Genomic DNA, 25568 nt, shown 5'->3' on the forward strand with positions numbered 1-25568 from the left:
ACAACATGAGTTATCAAAATAAAAAAATAGATAAAGAGTTTGCTTTATCTTCATGGGCAATCAACAATAAAACAGTAGTATATGTAATTATGGCCATTTTCCTGTTTATGGGGCTCTCTGCATATTACACTATGCCAAGAGAAAATTTCCCGGAAATCAAGGAAACCAAAATATATATTAGCTCTGTATACCCCGGTAACACTGCAGAAGATGTAGAACGTTTAATTACTGATCCACTTGAGGAAGAGCTGAGAAACGTCAGTAATGTGGTAGAAATCACTTCCACTTCTCAGGAAGACTATTCCATTATTACGGTGGAGTTTGATGAAGATATTGCCGTGGAAGATGCCAAGCAAAAAGTAAAAGACAAAGTAGATTCAGAAAAAGCAAGCGAAGATTGGCCCACATTTAACCAAGCAAAAGTAGAACCCAATGTATTTGATCTGAACTTTTCTGAAGAATTTCCCATTCTCAACATCAACATAGAAGGTGATTATCCGGTAGATAAGCTTAAAGAGTTTGGCGAGTATCTGGAAGACAAAATTGAAGCCTTGCCCGAAATCAAACAAGTAGACATACGTGGCGCACAAGAAAAAGAAGTAGAAGTAGCTGTTGATATTTATAAAATGGCGGCTGCCAAAGTAAGCTTTGACGATGTTATCAATACCGTCAGAAGAGGGAACGCCACCATTTCTGCCGGAAACCTCATTGCGAGTGGACAACGCAGGACCATTCGTGTGCTAGGCGAAATTGAAGACCCAAAACAACTGGAAGATTTTGTTGTAAAATCGCAAGATGGTGCTGTTTATCTGAAAGATGTGGCCAAAGTGACCTTTAAAGATGAAGACAAAACCACCTATGCAAGAACATTTGGAGAAAGTGTGGTAATGTTGGACGTAAAAAAACGTGCAGGAAAAAACCTTGTAGAAGCTACTGAGCAAATCAATAAAATTGTAAATGAATCCCGAGAAAATTATTTTCCAAGCGATTTAAAAATTTCGATTTCCAATGACCAATCATCTATTACCCTCAACCAAGTGAATGATTTAGTTAACAACATCATTTTTGGGGTTATCCTTGTAGTAACCGTATTGATGTTTTTCTTAGGGTTTAGAAACGCCCTTTTCGTTGGTTTTGCCATCCCTATGTCCATGTTTATGTCATTTATGGTTCTCCAAACCTTAGGTTACACCATGAACACTATGGTATTATTCGCTTTGGTCATGGGGCTCGGAATGTTAGTAGACAATGGCATTGTAGTGGTAGAAAACGTATATCGCCTCATGGATGAAGAAGGTATGAGCCGCACACAAGCAGCCAAAAAAGGTATCGGTGAAATCGCATTCCCTATCATTATTTCTACCGCCACTACCGTAGCCGCCTTTATTCCTTTAGGTATGTGGCCTGGTGTTATGGGTGAATTCATGATCTACTTCCCTATAACACTGTCTATTGTATTAGGCTCTTCCCTTTTCGTAGCTATTTTTATCAATTCCATGCTTGTTTCCCAATTCATGGAGGTTAAAGAACGAGAGATTACACGAAAAGGGCTTATCCGGCTCACTATTATCTTGGGAGGGCTTGGATTATTGCTCGTTTTTGCAGGAGGAGCAGTAAGAGGACTAGGAACCTTAATGATTTTTTCAGCAGGAATGTTTTGGTTATACAAATATGTGCTCAAAAAATTAGCACTACGTTTTCAAAAAGGATTTTTAGTTTGGCTCGAAAACAAATACAAAAACTTCCTTTCGTATGCATTGCGTGGATGGCATCCCTATGCATTTTTAGGAGGTACCATTATGCTGCTTTTCCTGTCTTTCGTATTAGTAGGCATCGCATCGCCAAAAGTAGAATTTTTCCCTGACAACAAACCCAACCAGATCATTGTTTACATCGAATACCCGCAAGGAACGGATATTGAGAAAACCAATGCCATTACAAAAGATATTGAAACCCGGGTATATACGGTTTTAAATGACCCTAAATATAATAAGAACGGACGTAATTTTATGGTAGAATCTGCCGTATCGCAAGTAGGCGAAGGCGCTGGAAACCCACAAACTGATGGCGGATCAAATGCTGAAATGCCACATAGGGGGAAAATAACTGTTTCCCTTCGGGAATTTAAATACCGAAATGGGGAAGATAGCGAAGAATTGCGCAAACGTGTCCAAGAAGCCCTAGCCGGACGTTATCCAGGAGTTGCTATTTCCGTAGAAAAAGATGCTGTAGGCCCTCCTGTCGGTTACCCTGTAAATGTTGAAATTACAGGCGATGATTATGCTGAACTTATTTTTACAGCAGAAAAAATGCGCGACTTTATCAACACCAAAAACGTAGCCGGCATTGAAGAGCTCAAAATAGATGTAAACCGAAACAAACCTGTAATGCAGGTAACTGTTGACAGAGAAAAAGCAGGAGAACTAGGGGTTGCCGCAGGACAGGTAGGCACACAACTCAGAAGAGCACTGTTTGGAGAAAAAGCAGGAGTTTATAAAAAAAATGGCGAAGATTATGACATCAATGTCCGTTTTAATGAAGACAATCGCTACAACCCTAGTGCACTCTTCAACCAAAAAATTACATTCCGTGACCAAGCTACCGGACAATTACGTGAAATTCCTGTGGCTGCCCTTGTAAAACAAAAGAATACAGCCTCTTTTAGCGCCATTAAGCACCGAAACCTGAATAGAGTGGTAACATTATATTCTGCTGTATTACCAGGGTACAATGCAAACGAAATTGTCAATCAGCTAAAATCAGAACTCAAAAGTTTTGAAAAGTCAGATGCTGTAACCTATAAGTTCACCGGAGAAATAGAAGAACAAGAAAAAAACATGACCTTTCTTTTAGGGGCATTGGTTTCCGGTTTAGGGTTAATTATGCTATTGCTTATTTTCCAGTTCAGTTCTATTTCCAAACCGGCTATTATCATGCTAGCTATTTTCCTGAGTTTTATAGGTGTTTTATTCGGATTGGTCATCTTTAACATGACTTTTGTCATTATCATGACCATGATGGGCATTATTTCCCTAGCCGGAATTGTGGTCAATAATGGAGTAGTACTACTAGATTATACACAGCTTCTGATCGACAGGAGAAAAGTTGCGCTTGAGTTGGATGAAGGCGATGAACTAGCTATTGAAGAAACAAAAAAAGCCATTATTGAAGGAGGAAAAGCCCGTTTGCGCCCTGTGATTTTGACAGCAATCACTACAGTATTAGGGTTGATTCCATTGGCCGTAGGGCTCAATATCGATTTCTTTTCACTATTTGCCGAGTTCAATCCAAAAATATACATTGGTGGGGATAATGTGATTTTCTGGGGGCCACTGGCCTGGACTGTTATTTTCGGCTTGACATTTGCCACCTTCCTTACCTTAGTCATTGTTCCGGTAACTTTCTTACTGGTGAGTAAATTGAAACTCCGAATAAAAAGGAGATTCTCTAAAAATACACAATTACAGGAGGTTAAAGAAGATTTGAAATCGGTAGCTTAAAAAAGCCAAAAGCCTCATGAAAATTTCATGAGGCTTTTTTTATATCATTTGATATTATAATCCTTATTTATTAACCGCTATTGAATTGGCTTTATTCCATTCCGTAACACTTACAATCTTACTATCTTCATAGTTAACCTCACTTAATTTTCCTTCTGTCCAAAAGAACCATTTCCCTGTTTTCTTTCCTAAATCATACAAACCCATCGCTATTTTTTCCCCTTCAGTATTGTATGCCTTCCATTCCCCATGTGGTTTATCGTTCAAATAATAACCCGTTTGGGAAATCTGTCCATTGTCATGGAAATAAGTTGCTTTTATTAAATCCCCTTCCTTTTCAAGCGTTGGTTTACTCTCTTGTGCTATTAGGACAACTGAAAATAGCATTGCAAAGGTTAACATTAAGTTTTTCATGCTGTCTATATTTTATGTTTAATTTGATTCTTTGTTTACACTTCTGTAACAAATTTACAAAAAGATTTACATTAAAAACACTTTTAGTTAACATTAAATTTACATTTCAAATGTAAAATGCTGATATTTAATAATTTAATTATTTTAATAGTTCTCTTCCCCGTTATATTAACGTTCCATTATTTTAAATCCTTTTTTCAGCTTTATCTTATTAACTTTGCGGCTCTAAATATGCTATACGTATGTACAGAAGCCATAATTGTAACGCATTGCGAATAGCTGATGTTGATAAGGATATAACATTGGCCGGATGGGTTCAGAAAACACGGGATAAAGGGTTTATGATATGGGTGGACCTTCGGGATCGTTATGGAATTACCCAACTTATTTTTGATGAGGAACGCACGCCCAAAAATGTTTTTGAACTCGCTAAATCGCTTGGCAGGGAATGTGTTATTCAAGTTTCCGGAAAAGTTATAGAACGTGAGTCTAAAAATAAAAACATCCCAACCGGGGATATTGAAATTTTGGTTTCAGATTTGACTATCTTAAATGAGGCTAAATTACCTCCCTTCACCATAGAAGATGAAACAGATGGAGGGGAAGATCTCCGAATGAAATACCGCTACTTGGATATTCGAAGAAATCCGGTAAAAAACAATCTTATCTTTCGGCATCAAGTATCTATCGCCGTTCGGAATTATCTTTCACAGGAAGGGTTTATAGAAGTAGAAACTCCTTATTTAATAAAATCCACCCCTGAAGGCGCACGCGATTTTGTAGTTCCTTCCCGTATGAACAAAGGTCAGTTCTATGCCCTCCCGCAATCGCCACAAACCTTTAAGCAATTACTTATGGTGGGGGGAATGGACAAATACTTTCAAATTGTGAAGTGTTTTAGGGATGAAGATCTACGGGCTGACCGCCAACCAGAATTCACACAAATTGACTGTGAAATGGCATTTGTTTCACAGGAAGATGTTTTGAGCACTTTTGAAGGAATGGTCCGGCATTTGCTCAAAACTGTTAAGGGTATTGATATAGGTTCCTTTCCTAGAATGACCTATGACGAAGCCATACAAACTTACGGAAATGATAAGCCTGATATTCGTTTCGGGATGAAATTTGGAGAGCTAAATGCTGTGGCACAACATAAAGAGTTTGCCATCTTCAACAAGGCTGAACTCGTTGTGGGTATCGCTGTTCCGGGAGCAGCTGACTATAGCCGAAAACAAATAGATGCACTTATTGATTGGGTAAAACGCCCACAAATTGGGGCTATGGGAATGGTATATGTAAAATGCAATGCAGATGGTACCTATAAATCATCCGTAGATAAATTTTATGGTCAGGAAGATTTGGTAAAATGGGCTGAAGTTACCCATGCAAAACCCGGAGATCTTATACTGATCCTCTCAGGAGAAAAAAATAAAACCCGTGCGCAGTTAAGTGCATTGCGAATGGAATTGGCTGAACGTTTAGGCTTTCGAAAGCCTAACGAATATGCCCCGCTATGGGTAGTTGACTTCCCCTTACTGGAATGGGATGAAGAAACCCAACGTTACCATGCTATGCACCACCCCTTTACTTCTCCAAAACCGGAAGATATTGAATTGCTCAAAACCGCTCCCAAGGAAGTACGTGCCAATGCATACGATTTAGTCCTTAATGGAAATGAAATTGGTGGTGGGTCGATCAGAATCCATGATAAAACATTACAAAGCCAGTTGTTTGAACTCCTCGGTTTTACTAAAGAACAAGCTGAAGAACAATTTGGGTTTTTAATGAATGCTTTTGAATATGGAGCACCTCCACATGGCGGTATTGCTTTTGGTTTTGATAGGTTAGTCGCTATTTTAGGTGGACAAGAAACCATCCGGGATTTTATTGCATTCCCAAAAAACAATGCAGGAAGAGATGTAATGATTGATGCGCCTTCTTTTATTGATGAAGAACAATTGGATGAACTGCACATAAAGCTTGACTTAGACGAATAATTAACATTGATATTCTCTGACGTTTTTTGTAAATTAGTAAAAATGAATGCATTATGATTTCTGAAAAAATAGAAAATGCACTTAACAATCAGGTAAAAATAGAGGCTACGTCTTCTATGCAATATTTGGCAATGGCTTCTTGGTCCGAGGTGAATGGCTTCAACGGAGTTGCTTCCTTTTTTTATAAACAATCAGAAGAAGAACGTATGCATATGGTAAAGCTCATGGCATTTATCAATGAGCGTGGCGGAAAAGCAATTGTTCCTTCCATAAATGATATCATCAGCGAATTTGATTCATTGGAAAACCTGTTTAATACGTTTCTGGAAAGCGAGGAGCATGTAACTCAACATGTAAATGAAATTGTTCATATGTGCCTAGAGATCAAAGATTATAATGTGCACAATTTTATGCAATGGTATGTATCTGAACAACTGGAAGAAGAAGCTTCTGCCAGAACTTTGATCGATAAGCTAAAAATTATCGGGAATGATAAAGGAGGCCTGTATCTTTTTGATAGAGATTTGCAAATACCTGAAAATTAAACAGGAAAGCTAAAATCAACGAGCGTTTCGTAGCATGTCAAATAAAAAAAAGCCCCTACTTACACGTTTTTTAATCTGGCGTGCCAAACATATTTCCCATCGGCAGTTTGTATATATTTTGAGTATACTTATAGGTTTTACCTCCGGTTTGGGAGCCCTAGTTCTTAAAAATTTCACACATTTCATACAACATTTTCTAGAAGGCAAACTAGTGCAATACTATCACCATGCCTTTTATTTTGTTTTCCCTATTATTGGGCTTACTATTACCTATCTTATTATTAAATATTTTGTCCGGAATAAGGTAAGTCATGGTATTCCTTCTACTTTATTTGCTATTTCCAAGCGAAAAGGGATTATGCGTCAATATCAAATGATAGGATCATTGCTAACTGCTCCTATAACTGTTGGTTTTGGAGGTTCTGTAGGGTTGGAAGGGCCTACCGTGGCAACCGGATCGGCAATTAGTTCGAATATTGCCCGGATGTTACATATGAACCAAACTACCCGAACATTACTCATTGGTTGTGCAGCAGCAGGGGCAATGTCCTCTATTTTTAAAGCACCTATTGCAGCTATTATTTTTGCTATTGAGGTTTTTAGCTTAGACCTAACCATTGCTTCCATGCTCCCTTTGTTATTGGCCTCTCTTTCTGCGGTGCTTACTTCATATTTTTTCTTTGGATCAGATATTCTATTGCCTTTTCGCATAGAAGACAAGTTTATTATAAGTGATGTCCCTTTCTTTATTATTTTAGGGGTTTTTGCAGGTTTTACATCTATTTATTTTACAGAAGCTTATGATCGAATTCATCGTTTTTTTGAAAAAATAGCTTCTCCCATAAAAAGATTGATCATAGGGGGGATTGGGATTGGTGTTTTGGTGTTTTTTATTCCTCCGCTGTATGGAGAAGGGTTTGATGTCATCAACGAACTGGTAAAAGGGAATCCGGAGAAAGCACTTGAAAATAACTTTTTAAACTTAAACCTGGATAATGTTTGGGTTGTGATTGCATTGTTGGCAGGGCTTGTTTTTTTTAAAGTAATCGCCAGCTCTTTTACATTCGGTGCGGGGGGCGTAGGAGGTATTTTTGCGCCAACCTTGTTTATGGGAAGCATTATGGGGAATTGTATTGCTAAGGTCTTTAATAATATCGGATTGAACGTTGCCGTTTCTGAAAGTAATTTTACTTTGGTAGGGATGGCTGGTTTAATGGCCGGCGTGCTTCATGCTCCTTTAACGGCTATTTTTCTTATTGCAGAATTAACAGGAGGATATGAACTTTTCATTCCGCTCATGATTACTGCTGCTATTTCCTTCTCTATCACTAAATATTTTATGCCTCATTCTGTTTATACGATGGAATTGGGAAGGAAAGGAGAGCTTATTACACATAACAAAGACCATGCAGTATTAACTTTAATGAATATTGACAAAATAATAGAAACAAATTTTACAGCTATTTATCCCGATATGAACTTAGAAGAAATTGTTCATGAAGCAGTAGTAAAATCTAAAAGGAATATTTTTCCTGTTATCGACAGAGAAACACAATCATTGCAAGGAATTATTTTGTTAGATGATATCCGCCCTATCATGTTTGATCAATCCCTCTATAAAGAAGTATTTGCCAGTGACATTATGCAGCATCCCCCGGAAATTATTGAATTAGAAAAAGATAAAATGACTACTGTCATGAAAAAATTTCAAGACAGCAGTGCATGGAACCTTCCGGTGGTTAAAAACAATCAATATGTAGGTTTTGTTTCCAAATCTAAAATGCTTACTGTATATAGAAGGAAATTAATTCAAGTAACTTCTTAATAATGAAAAGACTTATTCAAATCTTATTTATTGCTATTGTTCTAGCCATAGCTACCGGATATTACTTTAAAAATAATGCAAACAATGCTACAGGGGATATCATTATTGGTATTGCTGTGTTGGTAACAGCCTTTATTCTAATGCCGCTTTTTATTTATCACCGCTCTAAAGGGAAAAAGATACAAGACTATATGTTTTCTCAGGAGAATTGGGACAAAATGAAGGATAAAAAAAATGAAAAGTCCTGAAAATCAATATTTTTTTAATAAAAAAAACAATAATTTAACATTTTGCGTATATATAAATCCTAAATTTGCATTTTAATTTTTAATTATTTTATAATGACAGGTACAGTTAAATTTTTCAATGAATCAAAAGGTTATGGATTCATTACCAATGACGAAACGGGCAAAGACATTTTTGTTCATGTAACAGAATTGAACGGTGTTGAACTCAGAGATGGAGACAAAGTAGAATATGTTGAAACAGAAGGAAGAAAAGGCATGGTTGCTTCACAAGTAACAGTGCTAAACTAATATGAATTGTATTTTATTTTGAATGACTGAAGCGCAATGAGAATTGCGCTTTTTTTATTAGTTAAGGTTTCTTTTTTGTATAAAAAACTTTTTTAATAATTGGCTGGCCTCTTCTTCCATAATACCCCCTATGACCTCTGTTTTAGGGTGTAACTTCGCTTTCATTGCAGTAAAACCACGCTGTTCATCTTTTGCTCCATAAACTATTTTCGATATCTGGCTCCAATATAGTGCCCCTGCACACATTTGACATGGTTCCAGTGTTGCATATAATGTACAATCTTTTAAATATTTTCCCCCTAAAAAGTTAGCAGCGGCTGTTATGGCTTGCATTTCAGCATGAGCGGTTACATCATTCAAAGTTTCCGTAAGGTTATGCCCTCTTGCAATAATCCGGTTATCTATCACAATAAGCGCCCCTACCGGAATTTCTCCTTTTTCAAAAGCAATTGCCGCTTCTTGAAGGGCTTTTTTCATAAAGTAGGTATCGTCAAAAATAGTTTCCATTAAAACAAAAATACAATTTCATGCCTTACTTTTGTTGTATGCCTGATAAATTGCTAGATCATATCCATTCTCCTGAAGACCTCCGTGGGTTTTCTATTTCCCAACTCCTCCAATTGGCAAAAGAACTTCGTGAGTTTATTATTGACATTGTCTCCGTAAAAGAAGGGCACCTAGGAGCCAGTTTAGGTGTAATAGAGCTTACCATAGCACTTCATTATGTTTTTGATACACCTGATGATATGTTGATATGGGATGTAGGGCATCAAGCTTACGGGCATAAAATTTTGACAGGGAGAAAAGATCTTTTTCATACAAACAGACAATTCGGTGGCATCAGTGGCTTCCCAAAGCGAAGTGAAAGTACCTATGATGTTTTTGGGACAGGCCATTCATCTACCTCCATTTCTGCAGCTTTAGGAATGGCATTGGCCTCAAATATAAAAGGTGATTATGAAAAAACTCACATTGCTGTTATCGGCGATGCATCCATCGCGAGCGGAATGGCCTTTGAGGGGTTAAACCATGCCGGTGTAACGGATGCCAACCTCCTTATAATCCTTAATGACAATGCTATGGGAATTGATCCTAGTGTAGGGGCTTTAAAAAAATACCTCACAGAAGTAAAATCAAATAAAAAACTGGCTCAAAATAATATTATTAAGGCCTTGAATTTTGATTATTCCGGTCCTATTGACGGGCATGATATTGAAGTAGTGATAAATGAATTAAAAAGGTTAAAACACAAAAAAGGGCCTCGTTTTTTGCATATTGTTACTACCAAAGGAAAAGGGTTAAAGCAAGCTGAGGAAGATCAAATACGCTATCATGCTCCCGGAAAATTTGATAGAAAAACAGGGGTTATTGCTCCTAAAGCAGAAGACGGTTTACCTTCAAAATACCAAGATGTCTTTGGGCATACATTGGTTGAATTGGCTGAAAAAAACGAAAAAATTGTGGGTATTACCCCTGCAATGCCTACCGGAAGCTCTCTTAAATATATGATAGAAACATTTCCTGATAGGGCTTTTGATGTAGGTATTGCCGAACAACATGCTGTGACACTTGCTGCCGGAATGGCTACACAAGGGCTCATTCCTTTCTGTGCCATTTATTCTACTTTTTTACAACGTGCATATGATCAAGTGATTCATGATGTTGCATTACAAAACCTTCCGGTTATTTTTTGTATAGACCGTGCAGGCTTAGTAGGTGAAGATGGTGCTACACATCATGGGGTTTTTGACTTAGCTTATTTAAGGTGCATTCCCAATCTTATCATTTTTGCTCCAAGAAATGAACAGGAATTGCGTAATATTATGCATATTTCTCAGCTTGGATTAGAACATCCCATTGCTATCCGTTACCCTAGGGGCAGGGGAACCGTCACTGATTGGAGGACACCCTTTGGAAATATTCCTATCGGAAAAGCAACACAGCTAAAAAAAGGAACTGATATTGCTATTTTAAGTATCGGAAGCATTGCTAATAATGTTACCTCAGCGCTTCATGAAATTCCTGACAATTCAAGAATAGCACACTATGACATGCGTTTTGTAAAACCTTTAGATGAGGAGCTACTTCATAAAATTTGTGCTGTTTATCAAAAAATTATCACCATAGAGGATGGTGTCATAAACGGTGGCTTCGGAGGTGCCATTTTGGAATTTATGGCACGGCACGGTTATAAAATCACTGTTCAGCGACTTGGTGTTCCGGACGTTTTTATTGAACAAGGAAATATTACTGACCTGTATAAAGTTGCGGGAATTGATGTTCTATCAATAAAAAGAATTCTTTTAAATAGTTTATAAGTGCTATATCTTCATTTCAGGAATATCACCTTCTACAATAAGCGTTCCTTCTGTAGCCTTTTGTATTTCTTCTACAGAAACCCCCGGAGCTCTTTCTAATAATTTGAACCCTCTATCAGTAATATCCAATACTGCCAAGTTAGTCACTACTTTTTTAATACAGTTAACGCCTGTTAATGGTAATGTACAACGTTTCAAAAGCTTGGATTCTCCAGCTTTATTAGTATGCATCATCGCCACTATAATATTTTTTGCTGAAGCTACTAAATCCATTGCCCCTCCCATTCCTTTTACCATTTTCCCTGGAATTTTCCAATTGGCTATATCACCATTTTCAGCTACTTCCATAGCTCCTAAAATAGTAAGGTGTACATGTTGTCCTCGGATCATTCCAAAACTCATTGCAGAATCAAAAAAGGAGGCTCCGGGCAATGTCGTAATGGTTTGTTTCCCTGCATTGATAATATCGGGGTCTTCTTCTCCTTCATACGGGAATGGCCCCATTCCTAAAACACCATTTTCACTTTGAAATTCTACTTCTATTCCATCCGGGATATAGTTGGCAACTAAAGTTGGGATTCCGATCCCAAGGTTTACATAATATCCATCTTTTAGTTCTTTCGCTATCCGCTTGGCAATGCCTATTTTGTCTAATGACATTATTTACTGATTTTATTAATGTAGTTTTTTAATCTCTAGATCGAACCGTGCGTTGTTCTATTCTCTTTTCATAGTTTTTCCCTTGAAATACTCTCTGTACAAATATTCCCGGGATATGGATATGGTCAGGGTCTAAACTTCCTGCAGGCAATAGCTCTTCTACTTCTGCTATTGTTATTTTTGCTGCCCCACACATACATGGGTTAAAGTTTCTGGCTGTTCCTTTAAAGATCAAGTTTCCTGCTTCATCGCCTTTCCATGCTTTTATAAAGGCAAAGTCTGCTTTAAAAGCATGCTCTAGCACATACATCTTACCATCAAATTCTCTCGTTTCCTTACCTTCTGCTACTTCTGTTCCATAACCGGCAGGAGTATAAATAACCGGAAAACCTGATTGCGCTGCCCGGCAGCGTTCTGCTAAAGTTCCTTGTGGTATTAACTCCACCTCTAACTCACCACTCAACATTTGCCGTTCAAATTCATCATTCTCTCCCACATAGGAAGATACCATTTTTTTTATCTGACGTTTTTGTAGTAGCAGTCCTAAACCAAAATCATCCACTCCGGCATTGTTAGAAATACAAGTAATATCTTTTATTTCGCGTTTTACTAATTCGGATATGCTATTCTCAGGAATCCCACACAGTCCAAACCCTCCTAACATGAAGGTCATTCCATCTTTGACTCCTTCAAGGGCCTCTTCTACTGAACTTACTTTTTTGTTAATCATTTAGGCTAAAAATTTATGAAACAATCTATCTTTTAAAAGTCTAACTCTTCAAATTCTTCATCATCCACTTCTATAAGCTCCTCATTTGTTAGTTCTTTGGTACAATCTACAGCTATACTTAGCTCTTCAGGAGCCTCAAAATCCTCTTTGGAAACATTCAGTTCTTCATCTTCATAACATTTTTTCATGTACAATGCCCATATAGGAAGTGCCATACTTGCTCCTTGTCCGTAGGTGATGGTTTTGAAATGTGTAGCCCGGTCTTCCCCTCCTACCCATACACCCGTGACCAAATTAGGAACCATTCCCATAAACCAGCCGTCACTTTGGTTTTGTGTGGTCCCTGTTTTACCGGCAATAGCGTTTTTAAATTCATAAGGATAGCCCGTAATAATTTCTTTATATTCTGTCCGGTCTTTTGCAAAGGTATGCCTTAGTCTCATCCCCGACCCTGCTTCTGTGACCCCCTCTAATAAGTTTACTGTTGTATAGGCTATTTCTTCACTTAAAACATCTTTTGTTTCAGGAACATATTCGAATAAAATGGTTCCATTCTTGTCCTCGATACGGGTCACCATAACAGGCTTCACATATACTCCTTTATTGGCAAAGGTTCCATATGCACCTACCATTTCATATACAGTAATATCTGGTGTGCCCAAAGCAATAGAAGGAACGGCTAAAAGATCTGATGTAATGCCCAGTTTACGGCTCAAGTTTACTACCGGTTCAGGACCTACTTTGTCCATTAATCTCGCTGTAATGGTATTGACCGAGTTTGCTAATGCATTCTTAAGTGTTCTCATTTTTCCGGAATATTCACCACTTGAATTTTTAGGACACCATGGTTCCATATTCCCATATTTATTAGCTTCTATACAATGTAACACATCAGGCAGGGAGTCACAAGGGGACATATGTAACTGATCAATCGCCGTAGCATATACAAACGGTTTAAAGGTAGAGCCTGCTTGCCGTGCTCCTTGTATTACCTGGTCGTATTTGAAGTGCCTATAGTCCACTCCTCCTACCCACGCTTTAACATGACCTGTTCTGGGTTCCATAGACATCATTCCTGTACGAAGAAAATATTTATAATACTTTATAGAGTCTAAGGGTGTCATTACTGTATCTATTTCGCCACCCCAACTAAATACAGTCATCTCTGTCTTTTTATTGAAGGAAGCTTTTATTTCTTCTTCACTTTTTCCTTGTAGCTTCAATACTCGCCAACGTTCCGACTGGCGCATAGAACGCTCGTAAATGCCTTTTATTTCTTCATTGGTAACCCCTGTAAATGGGGCTGTGGGGTTTCTGACCAACGTATTTTGGACAAAAAACTCTTTTTGAAGGCGCTTCATATGCTCTTCCACTGATTCTTCTGCATATTTTTGCATGCGTGAATCTATGGTTGTGTATATTTTTAAGCCATCAAGATAGATATTGTATTTTGATCCATCTTTTTTAGGGTTTTTTTCAATCCAGTCCAATAAATACCCCCTTAAGTATTCTCTAAAATAAGTAGCAGTGCCTTCTTTATGTGATTCGGGAGTGAAATTTATCTCCAGAGGGAGTTTTTGGAGGGAATCTTTTTCATTTTTAGCAATGTATCCATTTTTATGCATTTGTTTCAAAACAACATTTCTCCTTTGCTTTACCATTTCAGGACGTCGAATCGGGTTGTATAAAGATGAATTTTTTAGCATTCCCACCAATACCGCTGACTCTTCTATTTTTAGCTCGTGTGGTTCTTTTCCGAAATAGATACGTGCTGCAGAGCGTATTCCATCTGCATTATAATTAAAATCGTAAATATTGAAATACATTGCAATAATCTCTTGTTTTGTATATTGACGCTCTAGTCGTGTGGCAATAATCCATTCTTTAATTTTTTGTAATACTCTGGCAGCTATATTGTTAGATGCTCTTTCGGTAAATAATAACTTCGCCAATTGTTGCGATATGGTACTTGCCCCTCCTTTAGTTCCTAGAAAAACAAATGCCCTGAGTGTACCACGAACATCTATTCCCGAATGTTTGTAATAACGTTCGTCTTCCGTAGCAACTAAGGCGTCTACTAAATATTTTGGTAAGTCGTTATATGAAATAGGGGTTCTATTATCATTAAAGTAAAACTTCCCTAATGTTTTTCCATCTGATGAAATAATTTCTGTTGCAAGATTGGTCTTAGGGTTTTCTAATATCTCAAACGTAGGCATCTTTCCGAAAACACCCCATGACGCTAATAAAAAGACAAGTACAGTTATTCCTATAAATCCGGCAAACAACCTCCAAAACCATACAATATATCTTTTGAAAAGATTTTTTTGCTGATCGGATTTCTTTTTTACAGATTTTTTAGTCATTCCGGACTAATTTTTAATTACTTTTTCTATTTCAATGCCTACATCATTAATCCCTTCTAATACAGAAACTCCTTCAATACTTCCATTTGACCTCATGGCATGTTCTATATGAACTTCATATTCCCCTGATATTGGAAAGGTAACTGCTTCTTTGTACCACAGTTTACTCTCTTTTAATGATGTAAATCCTTTTCCTAACCATTCCCCTGAAGATTTTGCCATTTCATACTCTAAAGTATCAGAAATTACTTCTGAATTGGGAAATCTCATCTCCACAATCAAAAAAAGATTGTTATACTTATAGTTTTCATCATTTCTGAGATTGATAAACATATCATAATTGCCTATAGTATCGGGTGCTTGAAAAGAAAACGTGATTTTCTTGTTTTTATTCCACCCTTTTTCTATGGACTGGTATTCTGAAAACACTGTATTAGTATTACAGGAATGAAATAGTATTAACAAGAAAAGAAATAGCCCTTTCTTTAGCATTATTTTGATGCTTTTTTATAGTTTTTATTCCTCCGTTTCTTATTCTTTCTCCTTCGCTTTTTAGGCCTGTCAAATCGTGTCAGGCTATCTTGTCCAACGACATTTTCAAAGCCTTTCTTATTTTCTTCAGTGAATTCTGATTCATGTTCCTCCAAGCTAGTGATTTTTTCTCCTGATTTATTTATTTCAATAATCTCATTAACTTGTTCTGTTGTTAATCTATACCAGTTAGATACATTGTCTTCATATGCATACCAAAGAAGGCTTTTGAAAATATCCACTTTTTGACATATTGCTCTTCCTTTCTCAGTATTTAATTTTATCTCTTGTTTTGGAAAATTTTGTATAGCGTCTAAGTAAGCGTCTAATTCATAATTAAGACAGCATTTTAGCTTGCCACATTGACCTGCCAGCTTTTGAGGGTTTAAAGATAATTGTTGATATCGTGCTGCTGATGTGCTTACAGACCTGAAATCAGTTAACCATGTAGAGCAACACAATTCCCTGCCACAAGAGCCAATACCCCCGAGACGCGATGCTTCTTGGCGAAGGCCTATCTGTCGCATTTCAATACGCGTTCCAAATACTCTCGCCATTTCTTTGATCAGCTGTCGAAAATCTACCCGCCCCTCTGCTGTGTAGTAAAAAATTGCTTTTGAGCCATCTCCTTGAAACTCTACATCTGATATTTTCATTTCTAGGCCTAATGTAATGGCTAATTCCCGGGATCGCTTTTGAACCTCTTCTTCCCTGTTTCTTACTGAAGACCATTTATCAACATCCCGTTCTGATGCTTTCCGGTAAATTTTCGGGAGGGTTTCGTCTTTCCAATTGGTTTTTTTCTTTTTCATTTGAACCCTTACCAATTCTCCTGTCAATGTTACAATACCTATATCATGACCGGAAGGTGCTTCCGTAGCAACAATATCACCAATAACCAATGGAAGGTTTTTTGTGTTCCTGAAAAATTCTTTTCTGCTATTTTTAAACCGGACTTCTACACAATCAAATGGTTCTTGACCGGCAGGGAGCGCCATATTAGACAGCCAATCAAAAACAGTTAATTTATTACAGCTATCTGTCCCACAAGTACCATTATTTCTACATCCTCCAGGCTTTCCGTCTTTCCCGGTTGAACAATTTGTGCAACCCATATTTTTTATATTAATCCGAGGTTTTTATCACGGAATAGGTTTATCATTTAATTTCTAAAAACGTAAAGATAGTGTTATTTATTCAGATGATATTAGTGCTTTTTTTATGGTGTTTTTTTTGAATTTCAACACTTTTGAACGTCCTTTTTTAAATATTTTATTTGATACGGTTTTGCCTCTTCGAAGTTTCTTTTGCTCTTCATAGGGCAATGCTACTATCTCTTTGCATTTTTCTGAGCAACATTGGTTCATTTTCTCTGCACATACTTCGCATTGAATAAAAAGCAAGTGGCACCCTTCATTGGCACAGTTAACATGCATGTCGCAAGGGTTTCCACACTGGTGGCATGAGGCAATTATTTCATCAGAAATTTGCTCTGCTCTGCGGTCATCAAACACAAAGTTTTTACCTAAAAATTTATTTTCCAATCCTTTTTCTTTTACTTGACGAACATAATTTATAATCCCCCCCTCTAGTTGATATACATCTTTAAATCCTTTATGTTTAAAATATGCACTTGCCTTTTCACATCTTATCCCTCCAGTACAGTACATAACCAATTTTTTACTCTCTTTATAGTCATTAAGGTCCTCTTCAATAATGGGTAATGACTCTCTAAAGGTGTCCACATCGGGGGTAATGGCATTTTTAAAGTGTCCTATTTCGCTTTCGTAATGGTTTCTCATATCTACCAATACTGTATCAGGGTCTTCAATAAGTTCGTTAAATTTTTCAGCTGCCACATGAGTTCCTTTGTCTGTAACATCAAACGTATCATCATTTAATCCATCCGCCACAATCTTATCACGGACTTTTACTTTCAATTTTAAAAATGATTTATTGTCTTGTTCCACGGCAATATTTAGCCTTACATTTTCCAAGAATGTAATACTGTCCAAATGTGTTTTGAATTTTTCAAAGTTTTCTGCTGGCACAGACAGTTGGCCATTGATCCCTTCTTTGGCAATATATATACGGCCAAGAACATCCATTCCATTCCAAGCAATAAACAAATGGTTTCTGAAAATTTCAGGGTTTTTAATGTTGTGGTACTTATAGAAAGAGAGCGTCAACCGATCTTTGCCAGCTTTTTCAATAAGTGCTGCTCTTTCTTTAGCACTTAAAGTGTTGTACAGTTGCATGCTATACGGTTTTTAAGGTTAAAGAATAGTTTTTACAAAATTATTGCTTTATTATACTTTAAGCAAACAAAAAGCATTTAAGGAACATTCCTTAAATGCTTTTTACAGCTAATTCGTTATTATTAGATTTTTCATTATCAAATTTTCAAATCAAAATATAACGTCAGCTAGCCACCATCTAACCTGCTATTTGCCGAAACAGAAATAGCAAGCATTTGGCAATTAATTAAAAATGTCTTTTTAAAAAATTTCATTATCAGTATCCCCTTGTATTAGTAAGATGCAGAAAACTTAAAAAGGTTGCGCAACACGTTGTATTCTGAAAAAAGAAATAGTATTTTAGCACAACAAAATTATTTAGAAAATATACTGATGAGTTCTGAAAAAGATGCAAAACTAAAAGCCTTAAAATTAACATTAGACAAACTCGATAAAACTTACGGAAAAGGTGCCGTAATGAAGCTTGGTGATAGTGTAGTAGAAGAAGTAGAAGTAATCCCTTCCGGTTCTATTGGCTTAGATATTGCTTTGGGAGTAGGCGGTTACCCCAGAGGGCGTGTTATAGAAATCTATGGTCCGGAGTCTTCTGGAAAAACAACACTCACGCTCCATGCTATTGCAGAGGCTCAAAAAGCCGGTGGAATTGCTGCTTTTATTGATGCAGAACATGCTTTTGACCGTTTCTATGCAGAAAAACTTGGAGTAGATATTGACAACCTTATTATATCACAACCTGACAACGGAGAGCAGGCGCTGGAAATTGCAGAAAACCTTATTAGATCCGGAGCAATTGATATTGTAGTGATTGATTCTGTAGCTGCCCTTACACCAAAAAGTGAAATAGAAGGGGAGATGGGTGATTCTAAAATGGGATTGCATGCCCGGTTAATGTCACAAGCTCTTAGAAAGCTTACTTCAACTATAAGCAAAACCCACTGTACTGTGATTTTCATTAATCAACTTCGTGAAAAAATTGGGGTTATGTTTGGTAACCCGGAAACTACTACCGGAGGAAATGCTTTAAAATTTTATGCTTCCGTCAGATTAGATATTCGTCGTTCTACTCAGATAAAAGACAACAATGGTGAAGTGGCCGGTAATAAAACCCGCGTAAAAGTGGTAAAAAATAAAGTGGCCCCTCCGTTTAAAACTGCTGAGTTTGATATTATGTACGGGGAAGGGATTTCCAGGGTTGGTGAAATATTAGACCTTGGTGTCAATTATGGAATCATCAAGAAAAGTGGTTCCTGGTTCAGCTATGGTGACACCAAACTAGGGCAAGGCCGCGATGCTGTAAAGCTCTTATTGGAAGACAATCCCGAATTGCTAGAAGAGCTCGAAACTAAAATTAAAGAAGCTTTAAAAGCCATTCAATAAAAGACAATCCCGAAAATTCGGGATTTTTTTAGCTTTAGACGCAACCTTTTTAAGTTTTCTGCATCTATTATAAAAAATATGTGCCGTATTATGAAAAAAATTATTCTACTATTTGCTGTTATAGTAGTCATTATTTCATGTGATTTAAATGATGATAACCGGAACTTTTCTTTTGAAGCTATTCCTATTTCAACAGCCACTTTGCCAGAATTTTTTGAACTAGGGGAAACCTATGAAATACTATTAACCTACTTCAGGCCTACTACTTGTCACTTTTTTGAAGGGTTTGATTTTGTAAGAGGGGAGAATAATTTAAGAACCGTTGCCATTATTAATTCTGTACTGGAAGATGATACCTGTGAAGAATTTATAGATGAACAGATAGAGGTCTCTTTTGACTTTTTTGTAGTTAATGAAGGCGTTTATACGTTTCGTTTTTGGCAAGGTATTGATGAAAATGGTGATCCTGTTTATTTAATTTTGGAAGTTCCCGTTGTTATTTCTGAAAACAATGGCTAAAAGTATATTTATAAGATTGCGTGCAGATAGAAAAGCTCATAGAGGATTGTAAAAATCAAGATAGAAAAGCACAGCAACAGCTATATAAATTGTTTGGCAGTAAAATATACAGTATCTGTTTACGATATTCTAAAAATAAAGCTGATGCTGAAGATAGTTTGCAGGATAGTTTCCTGACTATTTTTGACAAAATAGGGCGCTACAAACACAAAGGCTCTTTTGAAGGGTGGATGTGTAGAATTGCTATAAATACTGTGCTTCAGAAATTCCGAAAAGAAAGAGTTTTCGATTTAATCTCTGACGAAGTGGAGGAAGATACAGAAGTAATTATTGAAGGTAGCCACCTAGACATAAACTATTTACTCAAATTGATTCAAAAATTACCTGATCGGTACCAGGCTGTTTTTAATCTGTATGTAATTGATGGTTTTTCACATAAGGAAATTGCCGAAAAGTTGAATATATCAGAAGGTACCTCAAAGTCAAATTTGTCTAGGGCTCGAATGATTTTAAAAAATACTATTGAAAAAGATTTAACAAATAAAAAAACGGAATCACTTTAACTATGGGTGATAAGAAAAATATAGATCGGTTATTTCGGGAAAAGTTTAGGGACTTCAACGTTTCCCCTAGCGATACTTTTTGGAAACGTATCGAAGAAAAGCTAGAAAAGAAAAAGTCCCGAAGAATCATTCCTATTTGGTGGAAACTAGGTGGCGTCGCAGCACTGGTTGCTCTTCTTTTCTCCATAGGATATAATTTATTAATCAATAACAATGATCATTCTCCCCAAAAAAACATCATTGTTGACACCCAAAAAGAAAATGAGAAAAAAACCAATACTGATCCAGTCACTACTATCCCTATCGATTCAATAGGAAATAATAAAAATGTTGTTTCTTCTCTCACATCTAAAGAAAATGAAAACTCTAAGAACCCACTTTTTCAAAAAACCTCATCTAAGCCAAATAAAAGAGCGTATGTGACCATAAGAGATTCTGTTTCTACTATTCAATCAGAGCGGTCTGAAAAGCTATTAGCCACAATACATGACAGGCAAATAACCCATACAATCTCTGATAAAGAATCTAAAAATGAGAAAGAAATAGCTAAATTATCAGAAGCCACTCTTCAAGATACCATACCAGACAAAAAAGCAGCAACTGTTGTGAATAACACAGATGTAAAGAACCAGAAAAAATCATTGCTAGATATTATAGAAGAACAACATAAAGAAGAAGAAACCGTAACAGCAGAAACCAAAAATAAAAAATGGAGTATTTCTCCAGTAATTGCGCCTGTATATTATAATACTATAGGAGAAGGATCCCCAATTAGCAGACAGCTTTCTGATAATTCAAAATCCGGAAATGTAAACCTAAGCTATGGGATTACTGTTACATATCAATTAAATGACCGCCTAAGTATCCGGTCCGGAATCAATAAAGTTGATTACGGTTATAATACTAATGATGTTTCTTTGAGGCCTTTGGCACAAGTGGAAACCATAGTAAATAATAATACCAACTCCTTTATACTAGACGACGCAAATAAAACTATTTCACCAATCATAGCTCTTGAAACTTCTGCTAGGCCTGCTGAAATTACGGGTGTCTTAGTTCAAGAAATGGGCTATATAGAAGTTCCTTTAGAGTTAAGCTACCGAATTGTTGACAAAAAACTGGGCTTAAATCTCATCGGTGGGATAAGTTCACTCTTTCTAATGGACAATACTATTTCTATAGATTCTGATAATATCGATGCTGAAATAGGAGAGGCTAATAATTTAAATGCTACCAACTTTAGTACTAACATAGGTCTAGGTATCGATTATCCATTATCAAATAAGCTCAAAATTAACATAGAACCTATGTTCAAATATCAATTAAACACATTTTCTAACAGTGATGGTGGTTTTAAACCCTATTCGTTAGGCATTTATACAGGATTTAGTTTTAGGTTTTAATATAAATTGTTTCATACTTTTCTTTTACTGAAAAGCAATGATAAAAAAGCTATTCTAATTACTAGAATGGCTTTTTTAATTGATTGTAAATGATTTTTTTGGATTTTTCTTTAATCTCATTTTTGTTGACAAGCGATAGCCCTTCTGTTTTAATAAAATTATGAATAATGCACCGCATTTTCCCAGGGCTTCCTTTCATAAAAGTATAAGGGAACCGTTTTTTATTATCAACAAATGTAATCGGTACAATAGGTATTTGATATTCAATTGCAAGCCGGAAGGCACCATCTTTAAACTTATCTAAAAAAACGGATTCGTCCGGAACTCCTCCCTCAGGGAATATACAAATACTTAAGCCTTCATTTAATCGGGCTTTTGCCCTTTCATAAACTGCAGTCCTACTCCTAGCACTGCTTCTGTCTACTAATATACTTACCCGTTTATAGAAGAACCCAAAAATTGGCATTTTCACCAATTCTTTTTTCCCTACAAACACAAATGGGTTTTTAGAAGCTTTTAGCATCAGCATAATATCAATCATACTTGTATGGTTGGCAATCAACATATAGCTTTTCCCTCTAACTATTTGTTCTTCAGCCTTAATAATTGGAAAAAAGCCCATTCCATAAAGGATGATATTTGCCCATATATTACGAGCTACCCAAAAAAATTGCGGATATAGTTTTTCATTAGATGATAATATCAACAACACCGGAAAAAAAATGATAATAGGAATTCCTACCAATACATAAAACCATGCCCGCCATAAGCTATAGAAAATTGCCTTTGCTAAGAATATCATATTCTCAAAAGTAACAATTTTAACCTTCGTTTTTGTCAAATCCGTTACCTTTGTCTCTTGTTTGAATAGAATATCCTATGGCACGAATACTTACAGGTATACAAAGTACAGGCACTCCACATTTGGGCAATATTTTAGGTGCTATTTTACCGGCTATTGAAATGGCCAAAAATCCGGATAATGATTCTTTTCTGTTTATCGCTGATATGCATTCGCTCACCCAAATAAAAAATGGTGAAGCGTTAAGAGCCAATACGTATGCCACAGCCGCCGCATGGCTTGCTTTTCAACTAGATACTGAAAAAACAGTTTTTTATCGCCAGAGTGATATCCCCCAAGTAACAGAACTTGCCTGGTATTTGAGTTGCTTCTTCCCTTATCAGCGGTTAACGTTGGCACATTCTTTTAAAGATAAAGCTGACCGTTTAGAAGATGTAAATGCCGGTTTATTCACCTATCCTATGCTGATGGCTGCTGATATTTTGTTATATGACGCAGATATTGTTCCTGTAGGGAAAGACCAGCTCCAACATATAGAAATGACCCGTGATGTTGCCTCACGGTTTCATACTAAGATGGGAGAAACTTTTGTTTTACCAGAAGCTAATTTACAAGAAAACACAATGCTCGTTCCCGGCATTGATGGAGAAAAAATGAGCAAGAGTAAAAACAATACTATCAATTTATTTCTCCCTGATAAACAATTGCGTAAACAAATTATGCAAATTGAAACGGACAGCACCCCTTTGGAAAAACCGAAAAATCCGGATAAGGATACTGTTTTTGCATTATACAAAATTGTCGCTACTACTGAGGAAGTTGCCGCTATGCGAGAAAACTATTTAAAAGGAGGTTATGGCTACGGTCATGCCAAGCAAGCCCTGTATGAATCATTAATAAACCGTTTTGCTGAAGAGCGTGAACGTTTTAATTATTATATGTCCCACTTAGATGAAATAGATACTATTTTAGCAAAAGGAGCCACAAAAGCTAAGGAAGTAGCCAATAGTGTCTTAAAAAGAGTTCGGGAAAAAGTAGGCTATTAAATTGCTTCAAATAACTTCCCCGGAAGTGGCCTTACGGCTCCCTTTAATTCCATGTTGAGCAACAATGTTGAGGTCTTGTGAATTGGCAACTGACATTCCAAAGCTATTTCATCTAAAAGTTTTTTTCCTTTTTTTTCTAGGAAGCTGTACACTTTTTTTTCCGAAGTATCTAATTCTGAAAATAGCTTTTTCTGAATTACATTTTTCTTTTTCTCATCAATATCCCATCCTAAAATATAGACCAAATCTGCTGCTGAAGTAAGCATATGTGCTTTTTGTGATTTGATTAGGTTATTACACCCTTCACTAAACTTATCCGTATTTCTTCCGGGAACTGCAAATACTTCACGGTTGTATGAATGTGCAATATCTGCGGTCACTAAGCTTCCCCCTTTTTCTGCTGATTCTATAACAATGGTTGCCTCTGATAAACCTGCAATAATACGATTCCGTTTTAAAAAGTTCTCCCTGTCGGGATTGCTAGTACTCCAAAAATCGGTAATAAACCCTCCATTTGCTTCCATTTGGTTATTATACCGCTCGTGAACTTTGGGATATATTTGGTTTAACCCGTGCGCCAAGCAACCTATGGTTTGCAGCCCATTTTTTATGGCTGCTCTATGTGCTACAATATCAATCCCATATGCATAGCCACTTACAATAATAGGATCTAATGGCGCTATTTCCTCCAATAGTTGCTCACAAAAGGTGGTTCCATAAGAAGTATTTTGACGTGTGCCTACAATGCTGATTATTTTTCTTTCCTTATGGATAGCTATATTTCCTTTACAAAAAATAAGGATGGGGCCATCTACACAATGTTTTAATCGTTCCGGATATTCGGTCTCTTCGAAGGAAAAACACTTAATATTATTGTCTTTAATGAATTTTAATTCTCTCTCCGCTGCTTTAAAATGAACTGTATCAAATAGTTTAGCAATTGTTCGCTCTCCAATTCCATCAATTTTTAAAAGTGTTCGCTTTTTTTCTTCAAAAACAGCCTCTGCAGCACCGCAAGCAACAATAAGTTTTTTTGCTGTTATATCACCAATGGTAGGTGCATGTTGTAATGCCAAGAAAGATATTAATGTTTTTTCTGTCATTTATATACCGTAATTATATCGTTGCAAAGAACCTAAATAAATAGTGTTAATAAAAACTTCTTGATAAACTTTTATGCCTATCGAATTTTTCCCCATATTTGTGATGATGAGAGTGTCTAATTATATAAGTGATTTACTATATCGGTATGAATGTGTTACTGTTCCGGGTTTCGGAGCTTTTTTGGCACATCATAAGCCCGCGCAAGTACATCATACTATCCATGCATTTTATCCTCCGTCCAAAGTGTTGTCTTTTAATGCACAGCTTATCTCTAATGACGGATTGCTCGCTAAATACATGGCTGACGTAGAAGACATTTCGTATGAAAAGGCATTGAGCAAAATAGAGAGATACGTTGCTAATTGGAAAACCACTCTTGAGAAAAAAGAAACGTTAATCCTCAAAGATATTGGCGAATTATGGCTTAATGAAGCTCTCAAAATTCAGTTTAAGCCTACTCACGCTGTTAATTATTTAGCCTCATCTTTCGGGCTACATTCTTTCGTGTCTAATGCCGTTGAAAGAGAAATTTTAAAAAAGGAGGTCGTTGAAATGGAAACGGCAGTGCCTATATTCTTTACCCCTGAACAGCGTACTAAAAAATCATATCTGAAATATGCTGCTATTGCACTTGTGCTTCTTTCCATAGGAAGCTTTCTAGGGGTCAAACATTTCCGAAACCGTTATCAAGAAAATATTCAGTATGCTGAAAAAGAAGCACAGAAACAAGTAGAAGAGAACATTCAGCAAGCCACCTTTTTTGACGCAGCCCCTATAGAATTGCCTTCCATTGCCATAAATGCTCAAAAGGAGACCAACCAAAACGCAAATTATCATGTTATTGCCGGAGCTTTTCGTATAGAACGCAATGCTGAAAAACGAATGCGCCAACTTACGGCTAAAGGTTATACACCTAAGCGGCTTGGAATTAATAAGTATGGCCTCCATATTGTAGCTTATACCAGTTTTAGGGACGCTGATGAAGCGCTTTCTTTTTTAAGGGATGCGCGAAGGAATGAAGCATGGGATGCTTGGCTATATGTAGCAGAATAATTATCCAATTATATTTTACTC

23 protein-coding genes are annotated in these 25568 nt (G+C 36.7%); 13 read left to right on the plus strand and 10 right to left on the minus strand.

Annotation, left to right across the window (positions count from 1 at the left end; translation table 11 throughout):
• Nucleotides 1-5 precede the first annotated feature (5 nt).
• Nucleotides 6-3500 carry an efflux RND transporter permease subunit gene (locus WBG21_RS06600; protein WP_340076050.1) on the plus strand — a complete coding sequence of 1165 codons (3495 nt, stop codon included), beginning with the start codon at nt 6-8 and terminating at the stop codon, nt 3498-3500.
• Nucleotides 3501-3563: 63 nt separating this feature from the next.
• Here WBG21_RS06600 and WBG21_RS06605 read toward each other — a convergent pair whose 3' ends face one another.
• Nucleotides 3564-3914 carry a toxin-antitoxin system YwqK family antitoxin gene (locus WBG21_RS06605; protein ID WP_340076052.1) on the minus strand — a complete coding sequence of 117 codons (351 nt, stop codon included), beginning with the start codon at nt 3912-3914 and terminating at the stop codon, nt 3564-3566.
• A 242-nt stretch (nt 3915-4156) separates the two neighbouring features.
• Between WBG21_RS06605 and aspS the strand changes: the two genes are divergently transcribed.
• The 5 genes from aspS (at nt 4157) to WBG21_RS06630 (ending at nt 8817) form a co-directional block, all read left to right on the plus strand.
• Nucleotides 4157-5911 (plus strand): aspartate--tRNA ligase, encoded by a 1755-nt coding sequence (gene aspS / locus WBG21_RS06610; RefSeq protein ID WP_340076054.1) that lies wholly within the window; start codon nt 4157-4159, stop codon nt 5909-5911.
• Nucleotides 5912-5964: 53 nt separating this feature from the next.
• Nucleotides 5965-6456, plus strand: coding sequence for a ferritin (locus tag WBG21_RS06615; RefSeq protein ID WP_340076057.1), 492 nt, complete (start codon nt 5965-5967; stop codon nt 6454-6456).
• Between the two features lie 34 nt (nt 6457-6490).
• Complete coding sequence (locus WBG21_RS06620; RefSeq protein WP_340076059.1) at nt 6491-8281, plus strand: chloride channel protein; 1791 nt, start codon at nt 6491-6493, stop codon at nt 8279-8281.
• Nucleotides 8282-8283: 2 nt separating this feature from the next.
• Complete coding sequence (locus tag WBG21_RS06625) at nt 8284-8529, plus strand: hypothetical protein (protein ID WP_340076061.1); 246 nt, start codon at nt 8284-8286, stop codon at nt 8527-8529.
• Between the two features lie 93 nt (nt 8530-8622).
• Nucleotides 8623-8817 (plus strand): cold-shock protein, encoded by a 195-nt coding sequence (locus WBG21_RS06630; protein ID WP_340076063.1) that lies wholly within the window; start codon nt 8623-8625, stop codon nt 8815-8817.
• 57 nt (nt 8818-8874) lie between these two features.
• On the opposite strand, the gene WBG21_RS06635 is transcribed toward WBG21_RS06630, so the two are convergent.
• Nucleotides 8875-9324: a nucleoside deaminase gene (locus WBG21_RS06635; RefSeq protein WP_340076066.1), complete on the minus strand. Its 450-nt coding sequence runs from the start codon at nt 9322-9324 to the stop codon at nt 8875-8877.
• Between the two features lie 38 nt (nt 9325-9362).
• On the opposite strand from WBG21_RS06635, the gene dxs reads away from it, so the two are divergent.
• Nucleotides 9363-11135 carry a 1-deoxy-D-xylulose-5-phosphate synthase gene (gene dxs / locus WBG21_RS06640; protein WP_340076389.1) on the plus strand — a complete coding sequence of 591 codons (1773 nt, stop codon included), beginning with the start codon at nt 9363-9365 and terminating at the stop codon, nt 11133-11135.
• 3 nt (nt 11136-11138) lie between these two features.
• On the opposite strand, the gene WBG21_RS06645 is transcribed toward dxs, so the two are convergent.
• The 6 genes from WBG21_RS06645 to trhO all read right to left on the minus strand — a co-directional run bounded on the left by WBG21_RS06645 (nt 11139) and on the right by trhO (nt 17680).
• Entirely contained in the window at nt 11139-11795 is a 657-nt protein-coding gene (locus WBG21_RS06645) for a CoA transferase subunit B (protein WP_340076068.1), read from the minus strand.
• Nucleotides 11796-11823: 28 nt separating this feature from the next.
• The gene (locus tag WBG21_RS06650; protein WP_340076070.1) at nt 11824-12525 is read right to left on the minus strand and encodes a CoA transferase subunit A; all 702 of its coding nucleotides are present in this window, start codon (nt 12523-12525) and stop codon (nt 11824-11826) included.
• A gap of 32 nt (nt 12526-12557) precedes the next feature.
• Complete coding sequence (locus WBG21_RS06655; RefSeq protein ID WP_340076072.1) at nt 12558-14891, minus strand: penicillin-binding protein 1A; 2334 nt, start codon at nt 14889-14891, stop codon at nt 12558-12560.
• Nucleotides 14892-14897: 6 nt separating this feature from the next.
• Entirely contained in the window at nt 14898-15383 is a 486-nt protein-coding gene (locus WBG21_RS06660; RefSeq protein WP_340076074.1) for a gliding motility lipoprotein GldH, read from the minus strand.
• Nucleotides 15383-16537 (minus strand): PSP1 domain-containing protein, encoded by a 1155-nt coding sequence (locus WBG21_RS06665; RefSeq protein WP_340076076.1) that lies wholly within the window; start codon nt 16535-16537, stop codon nt 15383-15385. Before WBG21_RS06665 ends, WBG21_RS06660 begins: the two co-directional genes overlap by 1 nt.
• 78 nt (nt 16538-16615) lie before the next feature.
• Nucleotides 16616-17680 (minus strand): oxygen-dependent tRNA uridine(34) hydroxylase TrhO, encoded by a 1065-nt coding sequence (gene trhO, locus WBG21_RS06670; protein ID WP_340076079.1) that lies wholly within the window; start codon nt 17678-17680, stop codon nt 16616-16618.
• 372 nt (nt 17681-18052) lie between these two features.
• Between trhO and recA the strand changes: the two genes are divergently transcribed.
• The 4 genes from recA to WBG21_RS06690 all read left to right on the plus strand — a co-directional run bounded on the left by recA (nt 18053) and on the right by WBG21_RS06690 (nt 21542).
• Nucleotides 18053-19057, plus strand: a complete 1005-nt coding sequence (gene recA / locus WBG21_RS06675; RefSeq protein ID WP_340076081.1) for a recombinase RecA — start codon at nt 18053-18055, stop codon at nt 19055-19057.
• A gap of 90 nt (nt 19058-19147) precedes the next feature.
• Nucleotides 19148-19576: a hypothetical protein gene (locus tag WBG21_RS06680; protein ID WP_340076083.1), complete on the plus strand. Its 429-nt coding sequence runs from the start codon at nt 19148-19150 to the stop codon at nt 19574-19576.
• A 20-nt stretch (nt 19577-19596) separates the two neighbouring features.
• On the plus strand, nt 19597-20139 hold the full coding sequence (locus tag WBG21_RS06685) for an RNA polymerase sigma factor (RefSeq protein ID WP_340076085.1): 543 nt from the start codon (nt 19597-19599) through the stop codon (nt 20137-20139).
• Nucleotides 20140-20141: 2 nt separating this feature from the next.
• Nucleotides 20142-21542, plus strand: a complete 1401-nt coding sequence (locus WBG21_RS06690) for an outer membrane beta-barrel protein (RefSeq protein WP_340076088.1) — start codon at nt 20142-20144, stop codon at nt 21540-21542.
• A 61-nt stretch (nt 21543-21603) separates the two neighbouring features.
• Here the strand turns inward: WBG21_RS06690 and WBG21_RS06695 are convergent, their stop codons facing one another.
• Nucleotides 21604-22344, minus strand: coding sequence for a lysophospholipid acyltransferase family protein (locus WBG21_RS06695; RefSeq protein WP_340076090.1), 741 nt, complete (start codon nt 22342-22344; stop codon nt 21604-21606).
• Nucleotides 22345-22421: 77 nt separating this feature from the next.
• On the opposite strand from WBG21_RS06695, the gene trpS reads away from it, so the two are divergent.
• Nucleotides 22422-23390 (plus strand): tryptophan--tRNA ligase, encoded by a 969-nt coding sequence (gene trpS, locus WBG21_RS06700; protein ID WP_340076092.1) that lies wholly within the window; start codon nt 22422-22424, stop codon nt 23388-23390.
• On the opposite strand, the gene dprA is transcribed toward trpS, so the two are convergent.
• The gene (dprA, locus tag WBG21_RS06705; RefSeq protein WP_340076095.1) at nt 23387-24493 is read right to left on the minus strand and encodes a DNA-processing protein DprA; all 1107 of its coding nucleotides are present in this window, start codon (nt 24491-24493) and stop codon (nt 23387-23389) included. The genes trpS and dprA overlap by 4 nt on opposite strands.
• Before the next feature lie 73 nt (nt 24494-24566).
• Here dprA and WBG21_RS06710 point away from each other — a divergent pair, with 73 nt between their 5' ends.
• Nucleotides 24567-25547 (plus strand): HU domain-containing protein, encoded by a 981-nt coding sequence (locus WBG21_RS06710; RefSeq protein ID WP_340076097.1) that lies wholly within the window; start codon nt 24567-24569, stop codon nt 25545-25547.
• Nucleotides 25548-25568: the final 21 nt, after the last annotated feature.

Source organism: Leptobacterium meishanense (assembly GCF_037645805.1).
In the GTDB taxonomy this organism is placed as follows: domain Bacteria; phylum Bacteroidota; class Bacteroidia; order Flavobacteriales; family Flavobacteriaceae; genus Leptobacterium_A; species Leptobacterium_A meishanense.

Bases quoted from the DNA above. Each gene is read 5' to 3' on its own strand.
- WBG21_RS06600 (WP_340076050.1), top strand. From the start codon at position 6: ATGAGTTATCAAAATAAAAAAATAGATAAAGAGTTTGCTTTATCTTCA.
- WBG21_RS06605 (WP_340076052.1), bottom strand. From the start codon at position 3,914: ATGAAAAACTTAATGTTAACCTTTGCAATGCTATTTTCAGTTGTCCTA.
- aspS (WP_340076054.1), top strand. From the start codon at position 4,157: ATGTACAGAAGCCATAATTGTAACGCATTGCGAATAGCTGATGTTGAT.
- WBG21_RS06615 (WP_340076057.1), top strand. From the start codon at position 5,965: ATGATTTCTGAAAAAATAGAAAATGCACTTAACAATCAGGTAAAAATA.
- WBG21_RS06620 (WP_340076059.1), top strand. From the start codon at position 6,491: ATGTCAAATAAAAAAAAGCCCCTACTTACACGTTTTTTAATCTGGCGT.
- WBG21_RS06625 (WP_340076061.1), top strand. From the start codon at position 8,284: ATGAAAAGACTTATTCAAATCTTATTTATTGCTATTGTTCTAGCCATA.
- WBG21_RS06630 (WP_340076063.1), top strand. From the start codon at position 8,623: ATGACAGGTACAGTTAAATTTTTCAATGAATCAAAAGGTTATGGATTC.
- WBG21_RS06635 (WP_340076066.1), bottom strand. From the start codon at position 9,324: ATGGAAACTATTTTTGACGATACCTACTTTATGAAAAAAGCCCTTCAA.
- dxs (WP_340076389.1), top strand. From the start codon at position 9,363: ATGCCTGATAAATTGCTAGATCATATCCATTCTCCTGAAGACCTCCGT.
- WBG21_RS06645 (WP_340076068.1), bottom strand. From the start codon at position 11,795: ATGTCATTAGACAAAATAGGCATTGCCAAGCGGATAGCGAAAGAACTA.
- WBG21_RS06650 (WP_340076070.1), bottom strand. From the start codon at position 12,525: ATGATTAACAAAAAAGTAAGTTCAGTAGAAGAGGCCCTTGAAGGAGTC.
- WBG21_RS06655 (WP_340076072.1), bottom strand. From the start codon at position 14,891: ATGACTAAAAAATCTGTAAAAAAGAAATCCGATCAGCAAAAAAATCTT.
- WBG21_RS06660 (WP_340076074.1), bottom strand. From the start codon at position 15,383: ATGCTAAAGAAAGGGCTATTTCTTTTCTTGTTAATACTATTTCATTCC.
- WBG21_RS06665 (WP_340076076.1), bottom strand. From the start codon at position 16,537: ATGGGTTGCACAAATTGTTCAACCGGGAAAGACGGAAAGCCTGGAGGA.
- trhO (WP_340076079.1), bottom strand. From the start codon at position 17,680: ATGCAACTGTACAACACTTTAAGTGCTAAAGAAAGAGCAGCACTTATT.
- recA (WP_340076081.1), top strand. From the start codon at position 18,053: ATGAGTTCTGAAAAAGATGCAAAACTAAAAGCCTTAAAATTAACATTA.
- WBG21_RS06680 (WP_340076083.1), top strand. From the start codon at position 19,148: ATGAAAAAAATTATTCTACTATTTGCTGTTATAGTAGTCATTATTTCA.
- WBG21_RS06690 (WP_340076088.1), top strand. From the start codon at position 20,142: ATGGGTGATAAGAAAAATATAGATCGGTTATTTCGGGAAAAGTTTAGG.
- WBG21_RS06695 (WP_340076090.1), bottom strand. From the start codon at position 22,344: ATGATATTCTTAGCAAAGGCAATTTTCTATAGCTTATGGCGGGCATGG.
- trpS (WP_340076092.1), top strand. From the start codon at position 22,422: ATGGCACGAATACTTACAGGTATACAAAGTACAGGCACTCCACATTTG.
- dprA (WP_340076095.1), bottom strand. From the start codon at position 24,493: ATGACAGAAAAAACATTAATATCTTTCTTGGCATTACAACATGCACCT.
- WBG21_RS06710 (WP_340076097.1), top strand. From the start codon at position 24,567: ATGCCTATCGAATTTTTCCCCATATTTGTGATGATGAGAGTGTCTAAT.